The 16,104-nt window shown below is 36.4% G+C and carries 14 protein-coding genes; 5 read left to right on the top strand and 9 right to left on the bottom strand.

Annotated features, from left to right (window positions below):
* Positions 1-33 precede the first annotated feature (33 nt).
* The 5 genes from EM4838_RS04405 to EM4838_RS04380 all read right to left on the bottom strand — a co-directional run bounded on the left by EM4838_RS04405 (position 34) and on the right by EM4838_RS04380 (position 5,805).
* A complete protein-coding gene (locus EM4838_RS04405; protein ID WP_071866066.1) occupies positions 34-438 on the bottom strand; it encodes a VOC family protein in 405 nt (134 codons plus the stop codon).
* Positions 439-480: 42 nt separating this feature from the next.
* A complete protein-coding gene (locus EM4838_RS04400; protein WP_071866065.1) occupies positions 481-1,284 on the bottom strand; it encodes an AraC family transcriptional regulator in 804 nt (267 codons plus the stop codon).
* A 159-nt stretch (positions 1,285-1,443) separates the two neighbouring features.
* Positions 1,444-3,378 carry a threonine--tRNA ligase gene (thrS, locus tag EM4838_RS04395; protein WP_019723795.1) on the bottom strand — a complete coding sequence of 645 codons (1,935 nt, stop codon included), beginning with the start codon at positions 3,376-3,378 and terminating at the stop codon, positions 1,444-1,446.
* 325 nt (positions 3,379-3,703) lie between these two features.
* Positions 3,704-3,883: a 2-hydroxymuconate tautomerase gene (locus EM4838_RS04385; RefSeq protein ID WP_002287649.1), complete on the bottom strand. Its 180-nt coding sequence runs from the start codon at positions 3,881-3,883 to the stop codon at positions 3,704-3,706.
* Positions 3,884-3,993: 110 nt separating this feature from the next.
* The gene (locus EM4838_RS04380) at positions 3,994-5,805 is read right to left on the bottom strand and encodes a heavy metal translocating P-type ATPase (protein ID WP_071866064.1); all 1,812 of its coding nucleotides are present in this window, start codon (positions 5,803-5,805) and stop codon (positions 3,994-3,996) included.
* Positions 5,806-6,001: 196 nt separating this feature from the next.
* Between EM4838_RS04380 and helD the strand changes: the two genes are divergently transcribed.
* Positions 6,002-8,284, top strand: a complete 2,283-nt coding sequence (gene helD, locus EM4838_RS04375) for an RNA polymerase recycling motor HelD (protein ID WP_071866063.1) — start codon at positions 6,002-6,004, stop codon at positions 8,282-8,284.
* A 198-nt stretch (positions 8,285-8,482) separates the two neighbouring features.
* Here the strand turns inward: helD and EM4838_RS04370 are convergent, their stop codons facing one another.
* Positions 8,483-9,121, bottom strand: coding sequence for a hypothetical protein (locus EM4838_RS04370; protein ID WP_071866062.1), 639 nt, complete (start codon positions 9,119-9,121; stop codon positions 8,483-8,485).
* Between the two features lie 768 nt (positions 9,122-9,889).
* Here EM4838_RS04370 and EM4838_RS04365 point away from each other — a divergent pair.
* From EM4838_RS04365 to EM4838_RS04350, 4 genes are all read left to right on the top strand, one after another.
* A complete protein-coding gene (locus EM4838_RS04365) occupies positions 9,890-10,522 on the top strand; it encodes an SHOCT domain-containing protein (protein WP_081367402.1) in 633 nt (210 codons plus the stop codon).
* Positions 10,523-10,616: 94 nt separating this feature from the next.
* Positions 10,617-10,922, top strand: coding sequence for a DUF5960 family protein (locus EM4838_RS04360; RefSeq protein ID WP_071866060.1), 306 nt, complete (start codon positions 10,617-10,619; stop codon positions 10,920-10,922).
* Between the two features lie 480 nt (positions 10,923-11,402).
* On the top strand, positions 11,403-11,777 hold the full coding sequence (locus EM4838_RS04355) for a hypothetical protein (RefSeq protein ID WP_071866059.1): 375 nt from the start codon (positions 11,403-11,405) through the stop codon (positions 11,775-11,777).
* 47 nt (positions 11,778-11,824) lie between these two features.
* Positions 11,825-13,117 (top strand): D-serine ammonia-lyase, encoded by a 1,293-nt coding sequence (locus EM4838_RS04350; protein WP_071866058.1) that lies wholly within the window; start codon positions 11,825-11,827, stop codon positions 13,115-13,117.
* A 125-nt stretch (positions 13,118-13,242) separates the two neighbouring features.
* On the opposite strand, the gene EM4838_RS04345 is transcribed toward EM4838_RS04350, so the two are convergent.
* The 3 genes from EM4838_RS04345 to EM4838_RS04335 form a co-directional block, all read right to left on the bottom strand.
* Positions 13,243-13,575: a hypothetical protein gene (locus EM4838_RS04345; RefSeq protein ID WP_071866057.1), complete on the bottom strand. Its 333-nt coding sequence runs from the start codon at positions 13,573-13,575 to the stop codon at positions 13,243-13,245.
* A gap of 1,258 nt (positions 13,576-14,833) precedes the next feature.
* Positions 14,834-14,980, bottom strand: a complete 147-nt coding sequence (locus EM4838_RS16560; protein WP_169823211.1) for a hypothetical protein — start codon at positions 14,978-14,980, stop codon at positions 14,834-14,836.
* 353 nt (positions 14,981-15,333) lie between these two features.
* A complete protein-coding gene (locus EM4838_RS04335) occupies positions 15,334-15,915 on the bottom strand; it encodes a phage holin family protein (RefSeq protein WP_071866056.1) in 582 nt (193 codons plus the stop codon).
* Between the last annotated feature and the right edge of the window lie 189 nt (positions 15,916-16,104).

Raw genomic sequence — 16,104 nt, 5'->3', positions numbered from 1 at the left:
ATAAAAAAGAAAGAAGCAACATATAAAAAGAAACTAATATCCATCATTCAGTTCAAACAAATTGCCTTCTGGGTCTCTAAAGTAGGCACTGGTAAATCCTCCCCAAGCCTCTATTTTCTGAGGTTCACCTAAAAAAGTGACACCGTTGGCGGTTAACTTCGCATAGTCCTTTTGGATATCCTTCGTAGGTAATGTGATCACCACTGTATCAGATATTCCATTTTTAGCAGACTGTATATACCCTTTGACCAAAGACATTTCTTTTGCTAACGTCATATCAAAACAGTTAGGTTCTCCTTTTGCCATAGCAAATGACGTATACGGACCTTTTCGATCTCCCCATGTAGGAACCAATCCTAATTTTTTTGTGTAAAAATCATAACATTCCCCATAATCTTTTTGAATCAACAACCCGATTTTTGCCTGATTAAAGTTCATCTATTGACCACTCCTTTTTTAAGTTAGTTTTATTGTAGCAACTTAGGTTAGTAACGTATTGGATAGAAGCGACATTTTTCGCTGCTCACTCAACTTAACAAACTCAATGGGTGTGAGGCCAATATTTTTTTTGAACTCATTGATAAAATGGGACTGGTCATAATAATTTCCAACAAGCTCCCTTCGATCGGCAGGTTGTTTTAATAAAATGGTCAAACTATGATGAAATTTTATGGTCGATAGAGCCAATTGTGGGGTGAGACCGTAATGCTTTTTGAATAGCCGTTGGACATGCCTTGGACTAAGTCTCATATATTCGTATAATGCTTGTGGGGAAGCTAATTTTTTTATATATAGTTTTTCAAATAACTGAATGTATTCCGTCGAAGAGATACATTTGGCTAATCCGGATAAATAGCTGATCAGCGATTCTTTCATTTCTTCAATCGTGAGCGTAAAAAGAAGGGTTGTATCAAACCCAACATCTACTTCTTCAATGAACAACACTTGATCCATCGCTGCTGTTGCCTCTCGACCAGTTAAGGCAGAAAAAGCGCCTGGCTTTAAGCGAAAACCAATATAGTGTTCGGGAAACCTTGAGAGAAAGTTGAAGTCCGTTTTACTTGAACCGGTATAAAAAATAGATTGATCCAAGACATTGACAATTAAATCAATGCAACCATCGGCGATGATCACATCCTTGACCGTACCGCTAAAGTCAAATGAAATAGACTCCCACATACACACCAAGACATCTGCTAAGTCTGGGAGAACCGTTTCTTTATAATGTATTTTTTCTTCATATGCTTGATGAAACAGATGATGAGGTTGGATCGGTTGATACATTCTCTACGTTCCCCCTTATTTATCTAATACTTTTATTTTAGCATGATCAAGCGTTTTGACGTGTGTAATAAGTGCCTCATAAAAAAACAGGAAGGAACAATTCTTTGTTGTCCTTCCTGTTTTTATTAAATTAGGCGTTGGTTCTCTTGCGAACTCGTCTTAACGGCTGTAATTATGAACCTCTTCTGCCATTGCATCGACAAAGATATTCAAGTCCTCTACAGCAGTTTCTTTACTACCATATCGGCGGATATTGACTGTTGCATCTGCCACTTCTTTATCCCCAACCACGATTTGGTATGGGATTTTTTGCGTTTGTGAAGCACGGATCTTATAGCCCATTTTTTCATTGCGATCGTCGACTTCTACACGCAAGCCTTTCATTTGTAGACGTTCTTTGATTTCATACGCGTAATCTGAATGAGCATCAACTGAAACTGGGATGATCGTTGCTTGGATCGGTGCCAACCAAGTTGGAAATGCGCCTTTGTATACTTCTGTCAAATATGCCACGAAGCGTTCCATTGTTGAAACGATGCCTCGATGGATAACGACTGGACGATGATTATTTTCACCATCTTCTCCTACATAAGTCAAATCAAAACGTTCTGGTAGTAAGAAGTCTAATTGGATCGTTGATAATGTTTCTTCTGTTCCCAATGCTGTTTTAACTTGGACATCTAATTTTGGTCCATAGAAGGCTGCTTCTCCTTCCGCTTCGAAATAGTCAAGTTCCATTTCATCCATCGCAGCTTTTAACATGATCTGTGCTTTCTCCCACATGGCATCATCGTCAAAATATTTGTCTGTGTTGTTTGGATCACGGTAACTTAAACGGAAGCGATAGTCTGTAATATTGAAATCAGCGTAAACTGCGACCATCAACTCCAACGTACGTTTGAATTCATCTTTGATCTGATCAGGACGAACGAATGTGTGTCCGTCATTCAATGTCATTTCACGTACACGTTGTAATCCAGACAACGCACCTGATTTTTCATAACGGTGCATCATACCAAGTTCTGCGATACGGATCGGTAACTCACGGTATGAATGGATCGTATTTTTGTAGACCATCATGTGATGTGGGCAGTTCATTGGGCGTAGCACGAGCATCTCGCCATCTCCCATATCCATTGGCGGGAACATATCTTCTTGGTAATGATCCCAGTGTCCTGAAGTTTTGTATAACTCCACGTCACCCATGATCGGTGTATACACATGTTGATAGCCTAAGCTGATTTCTTTGTCTACGATGTATCGTTCGATCGTACGACGGATTGTTGCACCTTTTGGTAACCAGAAAGGTAAACCAGAGCCAACTTCAGGAGCTACCATGAATAATTCTAGCTCTTTTCCTAGTTTGCGATGGTCTCTTTCTTTTGCTTCTTCGCGCATTTGGATGAACGCTTTTAATGCTTTTTTATCAAAAAATGCTGTTCCATAAACACGTTGCATCATTTGGTTATTTGAATTTCCACGCCAGTAAGCCCCTGCCACAGATAATAATTTGAAGACTTGGATACGACCAGTTGATGGGACATGTGGGCCACGGCATAAATCGATGAATTCTCCTTGTTGGTAGGCAGTGATCACTTCGTCTTCTGGTAATTCGCTGATCAGTTCCACTTTGTAAGGGTCACTTGCAAAGATTTCTAATGCTTCTTGTTTTGATAACACACGACGTTCGATCGGCAAATTTTCTTTGACGATCGCCATCATTTCCGCTTCGATCGCTGGTAGGTCTTCGGCACTGACTTGGCTCTCACCGTTATCAGTATCGTAGTAAAATCCTGAATCGATTGCTGGTCCTACACCAAAGTGGATATTTGGATATAAACGGCGCATGGCTTGTGCCATCAAATGAGCACTTGAATGACGAATCAAAGCAAGTGCGTCTTCATGATCAGGTGTCACAATCTCGATTGAGCCATCCTCTTCGATCCCGCGGTTCAAGTCGATCAGTTCGCCATTCACTTTTCCAGCTAAGGCTTTTTTGGCTAAACTTTTAGAAATACTTTCTGCAATTTCTGCAGTGGTGATCCCTGGCGCAAACTCTTTGACTGCACCATCAGGAAATGTCATTTTTATCATAGGGGTTCCTCCTTTAAATTTCCGTTTTTAGCTTCGCCACCAATAAAAAAAAGTCCTAGTATCTGTACAGATACTAGGACGAAAAATTCGTGGTTCCACCTAATTTTGAATACGACATGCGTATTCCTCAAGCGTGATAACGGTACGACCGCCTCTGTTTCAACAAAGGTTTCGAAAGTGGTCATCCTTTGGTTTTCTCCTGGAAAAGTTTCAGCCTAGCTTTTCCTCTCTTATCGAAGACTCTCAAATTCAGTTGTCTTTCTCATCAATCATCTATGTGTTTATTTAACCACTATTATTTCAAAAAATCAAGTCTCGAATTCACTTATTTTTTCCATTCACCATTGACACCATACGTGCCTTTTTTCATTTCGTTGATAATTACATGAATGTGTTCTTTTGGTGCTTGCGTATTTTTATGGACCGCCTCGGTGATATCTTTCATCATGTTTTCTAATTGTTCTGGGCTACGTCCTTCGACTAATTCAACATGTACGAATGGCATGTTTTCAACTTCCTTTCATCGTTCACTTTTTTATTGATCAACTATTGCTTCTCTCTTTGCATCATACCGCAAAAAGATTTTGCTGAAAAGTCTCTTTTATCATTTTGCCTTTAATTTTGTGTGATCATGGCATGTTGTTTTTGTTTCGCTGATTTTTTTGCACGCAACGCACTTAAAATGGAAACTGTATCAACCACTTCTTGAAGCATCGCGCCAAACAATGCTGGAATAACTCCTGTACTGGCAACAATCATCAAAAAGACACAAACAAAGATACCGATCAAAACAGATTGTTTCGCTACTTTCATCGTTTCTCGAGAAATCATCACTGCTTCTGCCACTCGTTCTAAATCATCCTTTAAAATGACGACATCTGCACTTTCACTTGCAGCAGTTGAGCCATGTGCGCCCATGGCGATACCTACATCCGCGACAGTCAAGGCAGGAGCATCATTGACACCATCTCCTACCATCGTGACAGGCCGCTTTTCTTTGGGGATACTAGTTAAAATCGTTAATTTATCTTGTGGTAAACAACGAGCATGAACTTCGGTCAAGCCAACTTCCTCGGCAATTGCTTCTGCCACAGTACGTCCGTCCCCAGTGACCATCAGTAAATCGTTGATACCTTGAGCTTTCAAGCGAGCAATCGTTTTACTTGCTTCTGGACGGATCGTATCTGAAAAGTAGATCGTTCCGGCGTATTTTCCATCAATCGCCACATAGATCGCAGTCGTATCTGTTTTAGCTTCTGGAACATCAATAAAGCGTGCATTCCCTACTTTAACCTGCCTGCCATCAACCGTAGCTGTAATCCCTTGGCCTGAGATTTCTTTCAAATCAGTGACTGGCAACAATTGGGGAACTGCTTGAACTAAGGAACGGGCTAAGATATGGGCTGAGCCTTGTTCCGCACTCGCCGCTACACGTAATAATTCCGCTTCTGAAAACTCTTGAACTGGAGCAACGCCTGTCACTTCAAGCATCCCTTTGGTGATCGTTCCTGTCTTATCAAAGGCAATCGTTCTAGTCTCTGCTAATTTTTCTACAGCGGTACCAGTCTTGACAACGATCCCACTTTTACTTGAGCGACTCATCCCTGCAACTAATGCCACAGGTGCAGCCAAAATCAATGGACATGGAGAAGCTACAACTAGGACTTGTGCAAAGCGTACAGGATCACCACTGGCCCACCAAGCGATTCCGCCGATCAAGTAAGCGATCAAAGTAAAGGGAACAGCATAACGATCTGCTAGACGGACAAAACGTGCGGGTTTTTCTTTCGATTCTTCTACTAGTTTGATAATTAATTGATACTGGCTATCTTCTGCCCGTTTCTCAACCACCATTTTGACAGATGAGTCCCCATTGACCGAACCGGACATCAATTCATCACCGACTTTCTTGCTCATCGGTTTTGCTTCTCCAGTCAATGATGCTTCGTCAAAAGTAGATTCCCCCATGATCACTCGTCCATCAGCTGGAACGATTTCCCCTGGTTTGATCACCAGATGATCGCCGATCTCAAGTGTGTCTACCGCAACATCAAGTTGTTGATCTCCTTGCAATTTATGGGCAGTTCTTGGCGTATTATCTAATAGGGATTGCAATTCCTGACCTGCTTTTTTTTGCGCATAGTCTTCCAAACTTTCGCCACCTGTCAACATGATCAAAATCATCAAACTCGCCCAATATTCATTGACGAGCAATGTCGCAACAATAGCTGTAATCGCTAAAATATCGACCCCATATTTCCCTGAACGCAGTGTTTTGATCATTTCGACAAACATCAAGAAGGCGAGTGTGCCACCGGTGATAGCAATGATCATAAACGCAAGGCGAGGACGGTCGAACATAAACTCACTGATGAGGGCCACCGCTCCAATCAGTAGTGTCATGGCAAATTTTTTAAAATGTGTCATTTCGTTCAGCTCCTTTCTCCACATTTAGAATACCTGTTCTCTAAAGCCATTTAAACTAAAAACCCCTAAATGAAAACAACTATCACTCTCATGTAGTTTTGCGTTTATTTTTAGTTAACTCACTTGTGTACCTTTTTTAGTCAAACTGTGCTATACTTTTAATTCGTTATTTACGGCGGAAGGAGTAAACGATGCAATGAATGAAAGACAATTAGAACAACAGCATGTGGAAGAAACCACACAAATGATCCAACTTGAACAACGCCTATTGAATCGCAAATTAAGCGACTTGACTGAAAAAATGAATGACTCCACAAAAGAAACAGCTAATCACAAAATACGTAGCGGCTCCAACGAGTCTTTTTATGAGTCAGTGGTCGAATACCGCCAACATGAACAAGAATTGCTTTTAAAATACCACACATTAGAATCTCAGCAAAAACGTCTGCAAACATTAGAAGTAATGAAAGAAAGTCCTTACTTTGCTCGCATCGATTTCAAAGAAGAAGCGGAAAAAGAAACCCTCTATCTAGGAATCGCCTCATTGAGAGATACAGAAGAAGAAACCATCGTGATCGACTGGCGTGCACCGATCGCTAACCTGTATTACGAAGGAGAAATCGGCCCTGCTTTTTATGAAACAGATGTCGAAAAAATCGACGTCGAACTTCTCTTGAAACGACAGTTCAAAATCGTTGAAGGAAAAATCGTCTCCATGGTCGATACATCTGAAGTCATCAATGATGATTTTCTATTAGAAATCTTGGATGACGCATCAAGTGCTCACATGAAAAACATCGTGTCGACGATCCAAAAAGCACAAAATGCCATTATCCGTGACACCAACAGTAAAGTGATGCTGATCGAAGGAATTGCTGGAAGCGGTAAGACTTCAGCATTACTTCAACGTATCGCATTCATCCTTTATCACAATCGGAAATGGCTAGATGCTGAGAACGTCTTATTGTTCTCACCAAACCATCTGTTTTCTGATTACATCTCCACTGTTTTACCATCTCTTGGTGAAAGTGGTGTTCCGACACAAACCTTCAAAAATTATTTACAGCAATTGGTTCCTGAATTTGAGTTGACTGAAGAAGAACAACAAGAAGTCGGTTTCCTTTCTGGTGCCGATGACCCGATAAAAACGTTGAAATCCGGATTGACTTTCGTTGATCACCTGGAGACTTACATCCAGACGATCACTGATTTTGGGCCATTGTTCCGTGAGATGAAAATCAATGGTCGAACGATCCTATCCAAAGAAGCAATCCGAAAATGGTACCAAGAAACCAATGAACTACTTCCATTGCATCAACGTCTATCTTTATTACAGACAAAGTTATTGAAAAAATTAGGCGGTCTGCAAAAGGATGAAACCCGTCAGAAGTGGGTCAAAGAGCTTGCTGAAGAACAACTTCAAGAACTATATGCAACCGATCCAAATTTAGAATACACCGAACAAAAAGAAAAATCATTGCGTAAAAAACTCACGAATCAAATCGTGAAAAAAAGATTCCGTAAAGTTCACCGAGGAATTTTACATTATCAATTCGTCAACTTACCGAAACAGTTTCTTCACTTTTTACAAACGATTCCTAAAACGATGTTAACCGCACATGGAATCAGCGAAACTTCTTGGAACGAACATCTTCAAGAAGTCAAAATGAACTTACGGAAAAGAGAATTGCCGCAGGAAGACGCCGTCTTGTACTTCCTATTGATGCGTCGAATCCATCCCGTATCAGTCACACAAAAGGCAAGGTATATTTTCATTGATGAAATGCAAGATTTTGCTCCTTCGCAGGTCGCATTGCTGCAATCAATCTATCCAACTGCAAATCTAACATTTTGTGGGGATCTGAACCAAAATGTTTTTGGGAACGAGACGATCACTGGTTCGCTAGAGTCGCTTTTCCCAGAGAAAGAAGTGACCCAATTCCAATTGACGACGAGCTATCGCTCCACGAAGCAAATCACTGATTTTGCCAATCATTTCTTAGCTCACGACAATCTTGTAGAAACAACGGCTCGTGAAGGTCGCCTACCGTTGATCGTCCAAAGTGATTCATCTGTAAGTAAAATCAATTGGTTGGAACAAACGATCATTGACACGAAAGAGCAAGCAAAATATTGGCGTACTGCGATCATTGGTAAAACGATCGCTGAATGTGAAGTACTCTATGAACAATTGCCTAGTTCGCTAAAAGATCAAGTCCAATTGATTGCGGACGAGTCTGATTTTATGAAACGTTCAATTATTCTTCTTCCTGCTTATCTAGCAAAAGGATTAGAATTTGACCGAGTCTTTTTATGGAATGTCGATGATGCACATTTCAATTCAGGTCATGACAAACAAATCTTATATACGATGTGTACGCGTGCTATGCATGAATTGATCCTCTTCACATCAGCGAAAGACGCTTCTTTTCTACAAACAATGGCTACTGAAAATCATGAGTCTCTCGCTTTAGATTGATTCGTTATTAAAAATAAAAAGCATCAGGGGAATCAGTCCTCTCCCATCACTTTAAACTGAATATAAGGCGAGAACAGAAGTAACCTCTTCAAAAAATAAGGCGCCAGCCACAAAAATTGAAAAAAAATTTTCGTGGCTGGCGCCTTATTTCTCGAGGCTAAACACTTCTGTCTCTGCCTCTTTTTATTCATCTATCGGTCACAACATCAAATCTGTGTTTGGGTATTTCAAACGAACAAGTGAGACGATCATTCGCAATTCTTCGATATTTTCGGGATATTCTGGGTCAAATACTTTACTATGGCGACCAATCCCTCCATTATCGATCAGACGATAAATACGATTCCAATCCATAAATTGTTCGACTGTTTGGAAATTACTGATCGGGTAACCCCCACTATCCAATATTTCTGATACACGAAAAGCCAAATAAGCTGTATCAATGACTTTTTCTTTTTTCGTATCTACTTTTTGACTTGTCTCAATCAATATCTTTTCTGGTTGATGCTTCAGACTCCAGTCCAATAATAAAAAGAAAGCTTCCATTCGATAATCTTCTTCAAACAACTGAAATGCTGAGTCAGAACGTCGAAAAAGCAATGGAATCAAATATTTTTTTTTATAGATCAGCATGGGCGCGCGATCAACCATACATTCTAGGTAACGATTCAAATAGCCTGTGCCTATATAGTTTCCTAAACGATAGCCTTCTACCCCATAAGGTGCATATTTTTGTGCAAGCTTTGAGCAATCGGTGATATTGACTGCCAACTCTTCTACTTTTTGGTAACCGCTTAGAATACGTTCGAAAGGCTCTAGATTAATTTTTGCTTCCATTATTCTTTCCCCGCCTACATCAAATTACTATTCGTTTACTCACGATACTTTAATAATAACACAGGTTGAAATAGAAATGATAATAAATCACAAAAAAACTGTAACAAATAACACAGGATTTTTAATTTAGCTACTCTGTACTTGTTCTCTTTCTTTCACATCGTATGACTATACTTCATTTTTAGAATCGACAAAAAATCCCTTTACTAGAAAAAGTTGGATAAATAAAAGATCAAAAGCAAAACATGACAATGGCTTTTCAAACAGAATAACGGCTGTTTGTTTTTTAGGAAAATAAAAAAGTATCTGGCCATTCATCCTCTCGTAACACTTAAAACGGAACAAACGGCGGGAACAGAAGTATATCTTCAGAAATAAGGCGTCAGCCACAAAAATTTGAAAAACAATTTTCGTGGCTGGCGCCTTATTTCTCGAGGCTAAACACTTCTGCCATGGCCTCTTCTATCCGCTTTATTCAATTAATCTTCTAAGGCAACATTATGGAAGACATGTTGTTATACGCATTGCCTTTATAATACATTGTTGTAAAAAGACTTATATATCCATGTTTTTATGCAGTCTAAAAATATATCATTGTAAAATAATATAAACTACTTGCCCCTTTTTTGCCCCTTGAAAAAGTTGTTTTGGTATGAATATTATTCTTGAAGCTATTTACAAAAAAATAGAAGTTGTTTAATACTGATAGGTTCTAAATTTAATTTCTGATACAATGAATTTATAAAATTATTGAAAAGAGGAATGGATATGGGTTTGTTTAGCAGCAAGGCAGATAAAGAAAAGGCGAAACGTGAAAAAGCAAATCGCAAAGCTGAAAATGAAAAAATACTAGAATACTTTAAGAACCATAGTGACTACAACGTTGGCGACATGTATTTCGATGATAAACATGGTAAAATTTTTATAAAGAAATCTCTTACAATGAACAGATCACAAGCTGTATACAATTACGATGAACTAATTAGCTACACTCCTATATTTGAAGGTGGAAAAATAAGAAAACATCACGGCATTACTCGTGCAATAGTTGGTGGAGTTATAGCTGGTCCTGTTGGTGCTGTTGTTGGAGCTGGGACTGGTGGAAAAGAATTCGATACTATTAAGCGATTAGGATTTATTCTTCACCTTACCAAAAACCGTTCTCAAAACTACATGCTTATTATTTCAGAATCTAAAACAGACAGTTTCTTAACAAAGTCTACATTGGAAGATTATAACAACATAGCAGCTAAACTAGATCAAATCATTTCTTCAAATACTAAAGAGTCCTTTTCCTCTGGAAGCGATGCCGATGAGTTACGAAAATTCAAAGGCCTTCTTGACGACGGAATAATCACTCAAGAAGAATTTGATGAAAAGAAAAAGGAATTGTTAGGTTAATAACTTTGGGCCTGTTCAACAGGCTTTTTTCTTTACCTTCTGTTCGCTTTACAAGAAGAACGTAAGTTCGCAAAATCGAACAAGGGGGAGAGAAATGATAATCCATAAAGAGGTAATGTTGTGGTTCTTTCATGATCCAAAGAAAAAATTTGAAAAAGAACTATATAAATACTGGAAATCCGAAATTGATTTCAAACTTGTCGAAAACAAACTGTTGGTCCACTTATACGAATCAAATAAAAACTATTTTATGCTACCTGCTTCTAAGACAAAAAATAATATGAAAGTATATTTTTTATTCGATATTGTCACAGATGTTCCTAATACAAGATTGCAGCATCGTAGGTATGATTTTAAGAAACGTTTGTTTATAAATTTTGATCAGGTCGAATTGTCATAAGTATCTGCCTGTTCAAAAAAAAACGCTCGAAAAGAGCGGGCTAACTTAGGATAAAGAATGTTCTGAATGTGGATACCTAAACTTTACTATCTTTTTAAATTTAGATTCAAATAATATGTTCGTTTATGTACCCCGCTCCAAAGAGCGGGTTGTGAAAAAGCAATGTTGTTAGGTGATACAATAAGATTACTATCATTTTAATTATTATTCAACTGTTTTGGTTTTCAGTGGTTGTATCTATTTTTTTAAAAGCAATCACTCTGAAAAGTAGCTGTCCTATTAAAAACCAAGACCTTCGAAATAAGTAAATTGTCTTAAGCTATAACAATTCTAGTGACTCTCAAATGAAGCTTTCCAATCATACAGACCTTTTTATCTTTTAATTCCTTACGAAAATGTAATGAATAAATTGGACAAAAAAATGGTTTGAAAAAAAATTTTTATAGATAATTAAATGTATCAAAATTAGGAGGTATTTATATGCCAATACTCAAATCTGCTAATCCTTTAAAAACAATCTCTTTATTACTAATCGGTGCTCTTGGCACAGCTATATCGGTATTGCACATCACTTGTATCTATATCTTTCATATGGGTGTTGCAGATCCGAACATCCCTCTGTTTGGATTTTTTGAAAAATTTGCTTCTGCTACTTCATCTATCCTTCACATTTCTTTCGACAATCTTTATTTATCATCTCTCTCGTTATTTATCATTTTTTCAATTATTGGATTATTTTTCAATATCTTCACTAATAATAATAAATTGATTTCCATTTGGATTTTAGGAATAAATTTACTTTTTTCTCTCCCTACACTCTTTTATTTCTTCGTTGCATGGGGGATGAATCAGTAATTCTTCCATTGTTAGCACAAATTAAGAAATAGAAAGAGGGTTCCAAAATGACTAATAAAACAGATCGTTTATTAATAGCATTGCAATCATATCAAGAAGTTTGCTGGATAAATCCAAATTTTGGAGAAAGAAAAACTTCATGTTTTACCATAAATGATGTGATAGACGCTTCTAAAAGGCTACAAAGGTTTGCTCCATACATTGCTAAAGTTTTTCCTGAGACTAAAGCTACTGGTGGTATCATCGAGTCAGAATTAGTTGAGATTCCTAACATGTTGGATAAAATAAAAGAAAAAGAACATTTCGAAACAAACAGTAAACTATATTTTAAATGTGACAATAATCTCCCTGTATCTGGTTCAATTAAAGCCAGAGATGGAATCTATGAAGTTTTGACGTTTGCTGAAAAAGTTGCGCTGGATTCTGGAAAACTAACAATTGATAGTAATTATGCTATTCTAGCAAATGATGAATTCAAAAATATTTTTTCTAATTATTCAATCGCTGTGGGTTCTACAGGGAATTTAGGTCTTAGTGTCGGAATCATGGGAGCAAAGTTAGGGTTTCAGACGACTGTCCACATGTCTAATGAAGCAAAAAGCTGGAAAAAGCGTTTATTGAGAGAAATAGGCGTTGTTGTCAAAGAGTACGAAGGTGATTTTAGCAAAGCTGTAGCTTTAGGGCGAGCAGAAACAGTAAACAAATTCCACAGTTATTTCATCGATGATGAAGCTTCAAAAGATTTATTTCTAGGATACTCTGTAGCTGCACTGAGACTACAAACTCAATTAAAAGAAAAAAATATTGAAGTATCTGAAGATCATCCTCTATATGTCCATCTTCCTTGTGGTGTAGGTGGTAGTCCAGGTGGAATTGCCTTTGGATTGTCCTGCATTTTTGGTGATGCTGTAAAAATATTTTTTGTAGAACCTACTCACGCTCCGTCAATGTTACTTGGCCTGTACACAGGATTACACGACAAAATTTCAGTGCAAGATATTGCAATCGATGGTAAGACAGCTGCTGATGGATTAGCCGTCGGGCGCCCCTCACATTTAGTCGGCAAGATCATAGAACCGATTTTATATGCTACTTCTACTGTTCAAGATGAAAGATTATATCAATATCTAACATTGCTTGCGGATAGTGAAAACATCTATGTGGAACCTTCATCCGCTGCTGGGATTGCATCATTTGTGAATATAAATCGAGCATTCGCATTGAAAAAAACTTGGATAAAGTCTGGCACACACATAATTTGGGGAACGGGTGGTAATATGGTTCCAGAAGAAGAAATGGCTCAATATTACAAAAAAGGATTGTCTTTACTTAATTTCTAATTATGTAACAATAACAGCAAGTTCAAGTCATTAATCTCGCTAAAAGAACATCGATAACAAAAATACTCAGTTATCGATGTTCTTTTTTTTGGCAATGCTGGGTTACTAGATCATCGCAGGCTAATCTAGCTTACATTTGCTAGATTATTATGATTTGATTCTTTGTTCGTAATATTTGTTTTTTTTCTATTTTGAGAATTGCTTTCATTTTTTGGTTTTACTTTTTGGCTCTTCTTTTCTTTACTATCACTTGACTGTTTATTCTCCTGTTCATTTCTCTTGTTATTAGATTTTTCTTTTTTCTTAGTACCATTTGTGTCACTACTTTGTTTTTTTCTTGGGATCTGTTGTGATTGCTTTGGCGAATGGCTCTTTGGCTTTTCTGACACTTTAGGACCACACGCTGCAAAACTAACTGTCGCTAAAATTCCTAAACATGCTAATAAAAATTTCTTCATATTGACCACTCCTATTATTTTTTTTTGGTACACTTAGAGTGTATAAAAAAGAATAAATTAAACGATGCCTATTTGCTTAAACCATTAATAAGAAACGCTTACATTACTGTCACATTACTTTTTAAACATCCATAGATATGTTTAAATAATTAAGAATATTTCTATTTAGCACTTTACAGAAGTAAACAAATTCATCTCTTTACAAAATATGAACTTTTTATGAAATTTTTTTGTTTTAAATAGTTTCACTAAATTTAGTTTTTTTGCTATCCGAAATGATTCATTAGCTCTAAACTTTTATAAAGAAAATTAGGAGGTTATTGTATTGAACGCTAATCGATTAAATACTTCGTCTACACCGATCATCTTATTTTTTATCAGCGGATTAGGTACACTGTTTTCTTTTTTCAATCTAGCTGATTTTCTAGTTTTTAATGTAGGAATATTGGAACCGTCAATGCCAATACATGTTTATAACTTTTATCATATCTTATCAGTATATGCTGCTAAACTTTTATTTTTTTCAGCCAATCAAATATATTTGGTTCTAATTGTTCTTACAATCACGCTTCCAGTTGTTATGCTCTTAATAAATATTAAACAAAATAACTTGAAATCAGATTCAATATTTTTACTCCTATTAAATCTAATTTTTTCACTTCCAATCATTTATCTACTATTTTTTCTTTAAATGAATGGTCAATTTCCGTTGACAACTATGAGTGAGAAAGCTAATCCAAAATATACGTATAGTCAAATTGACATTATATATTCTGTAAAACTAACTATATTATTATAGTAAAAAGACCCACTCCGCAGAGTAGGCAATTAAAAAAAACGTATGGTTAGAATTGTATAATTCCTTTGTTGTCTAAATTACGTATGTTATAATTAGTAAAGAGAGTATCGATATGCACGCTATAGACTTCCCCAAAAGTTCTAGCTATCGATACTCTCTTTTCATAATCACGCCTACAGCTAGTTTAAGGTTAACCTAATGATAATGCAAGCGTTTTGCTAGATTATGAAACATAAAAAAGACCCACTCCGAAAAGTGGGCAAATGATAATATCCTAATCAATGGTTTCAAGGACACTTTTAGATTACTATTATTTTATTTATTGTTCAAGTCATGTGCTTTTCTTATCGCTTGTTCTCTTATAATGGTTAGGTGCCGATTGAAGATTTGAGCGAGTTACTACAATCGATTAAAAAACAAAAATTTCCTGTCTAACTAAGGACTGGACTTCTAGTATTTTTATTTTTTTGTTCTTTGCTTACTACGCTGATTACTTTTCTTCACTGCTTTTGCAGCAACAACGCTTGATAACAAACCGTCGCCCATTACTTTATCTGTAGCTTTTTTTGCACCTTTATATTTCACTGCTGATTTCAAAATACTCAATAGCACGCACCTCCTCTTATACATTCAAATAATATGATAGATTTAAGAATTTTATATGAAATTTGAGATAATTTAACTATAAATTGTAAAATATTGTTATATTATTTGAGATGATTTTTTTCTTAATTTTTATTCTATACTTTTTTAACTTTCACGATGTTTACAACCGATTGGATAATTTATCAGAAAAAACTTGATGTTGATCAATCAAATTGAAGCGTATTCATGATATATTGTATACTATTTTTGCTATTAATATTAGGCTTTGATTCGGAATAAAACGAGTTGCTACAATTAATTGAAGAACGTAAAAAAGACCTCAACCAAGAATGATTGGTTGAGGTTTTTACTATCTATAAAATATCAGTTATTACGATATCTTTTAAATGTTCTTTACCATTGATATCAACAAAAACTGCTTCAAGATGTAAAGTTCCATCCTCTCTTATATATCTTTTACTTACATCAGATAAATACTTAATATCTTCACAATACTTTTTTCCTACCATCCCAGGTTGAATAAATTCAAGTTTTGGATTTTCAACAAGTTGGCTAATTTCCTCAATATAATCATCTTTATCAGCACCTTGAGGTCTAATCCCCATAAACGAAATCGCAATTGGTTTTGCGCTATGATTATACGCATATACTTCAATACTACTAAATTGGCCATACATATTAATTCCTTCTGGAGATACTGTTTCTTTACGTAATTTTTTAACTACTATTGCAACTTTTACCTTTTTTTCATCAAAAACAATCCATAACGAAACCCATACAGCACCTATTGTCCCAACAGCACTTAACCATTCTGCAAGCAACCCTGACAGACTAAAATCAATACCAAATAGAATAAAAACTATGAAACTCCCCAAAATACCACATAAAAAAGATTGAAAATTATTATTTTTAAAAAGACTAACTATTTTATCCACAACATCACCTCCATATTATTATAAGCAATAATATGATTAAAAACGATCATTTTTATTTTTATATACCGACTTTTTATTACATAAAAAAAGACCCACTTCGAAAAGTGGGCAAATGATTAAATCCTTATCATTGGTTAGGTTTTGAATGGAAATATGGGCGAGTTGATACAATTAATTGTATAACGTAAA

The organism is Enterococcus mundtii, assembly GCF_002813755.1.
Taxonomy (GTDB): Bacteria; Bacillota; Bacilli; order Lactobacillales; family Enterococcaceae; genus Enterococcus_B; species Enterococcus_B mundtii.
Note: the sequence above shows the minus strand (reverse complement) of the source record. Positions and strands in the feature narration are given on the sequence as shown.

Bases quoted from the DNA above. Each gene is read 5' to 3' on its own strand.
- EM4838_RS04405 (WP_071866066.1), bottom strand. From the start codon at position 438: ATGAACTTTAATCAGGCAAAAATCGGGTTGTTGATTCAAAAAGATTAT.
- EM4838_RS04400 (WP_071866065.1), bottom strand. From the start codon at position 1,284: ATGTATCAACCGATCCAACCTCATCATCTGTTTCATCAAGCATATGAA.
- thrS (WP_019723795.1), bottom strand. From the start codon at position 3,378: ATGATAAAAATGACATTTCCTGATGGTGCAGTCAAAGAGTTTGCGCCA.
- EM4838_RS04385 (WP_002287649.1), bottom strand. From the start codon at position 3,883: ATGCCATTCGTACATGTTGAATTAGTCGAAGGACGTAGCCCAGAACAA.
- EM4838_RS04380 (WP_071866064.1), bottom strand. From the start codon at position 5,805: ATGACACATTTTAAAAAATTTGCCATGACACTACTGATTGGAGCGGTG.
- helD (WP_071866063.1), top strand. From the start codon at position 6,002: ATGAATGAAAGACAATTAGAACAACAGCATGTGGAAGAAACCACACAA.
- EM4838_RS04370 (WP_071866062.1), bottom strand. From the start codon at position 9,121: ATGGAAGCAAAAATTAATCTAGAGCCTTTCGAACGTATTCTAAGCGGT.
- EM4838_RS04365 (WP_081367402.1), top strand. From the start codon at position 9,890: ATGGGTTTGTTTAGCAGCAAGGCAGATAAAGAAAAGGCGAAACGTGAA.
- EM4838_RS04360 (WP_071866060.1), top strand. From the start codon at position 10,617: ATGATAATCCATAAAGAGGTAATGTTGTGGTTCTTTCATGATCCAAAG.
- EM4838_RS04355 (WP_071866059.1), top strand. From the start codon at position 11,403: ATGCCAATACTCAAATCTGCTAATCCTTTAAAAACAATCTCTTTATTA.
- EM4838_RS04350 (WP_071866058.1), top strand. From the start codon at position 11,825: ATGACTAATAAAACAGATCGTTTATTAATAGCATTGCAATCATATCAA.
- EM4838_RS04345 (WP_071866057.1), bottom strand. From the start codon at position 13,575: ATGAAGAAATTTTTATTAGCATGTTTAGGAATTTTAGCGACAGTTAGT.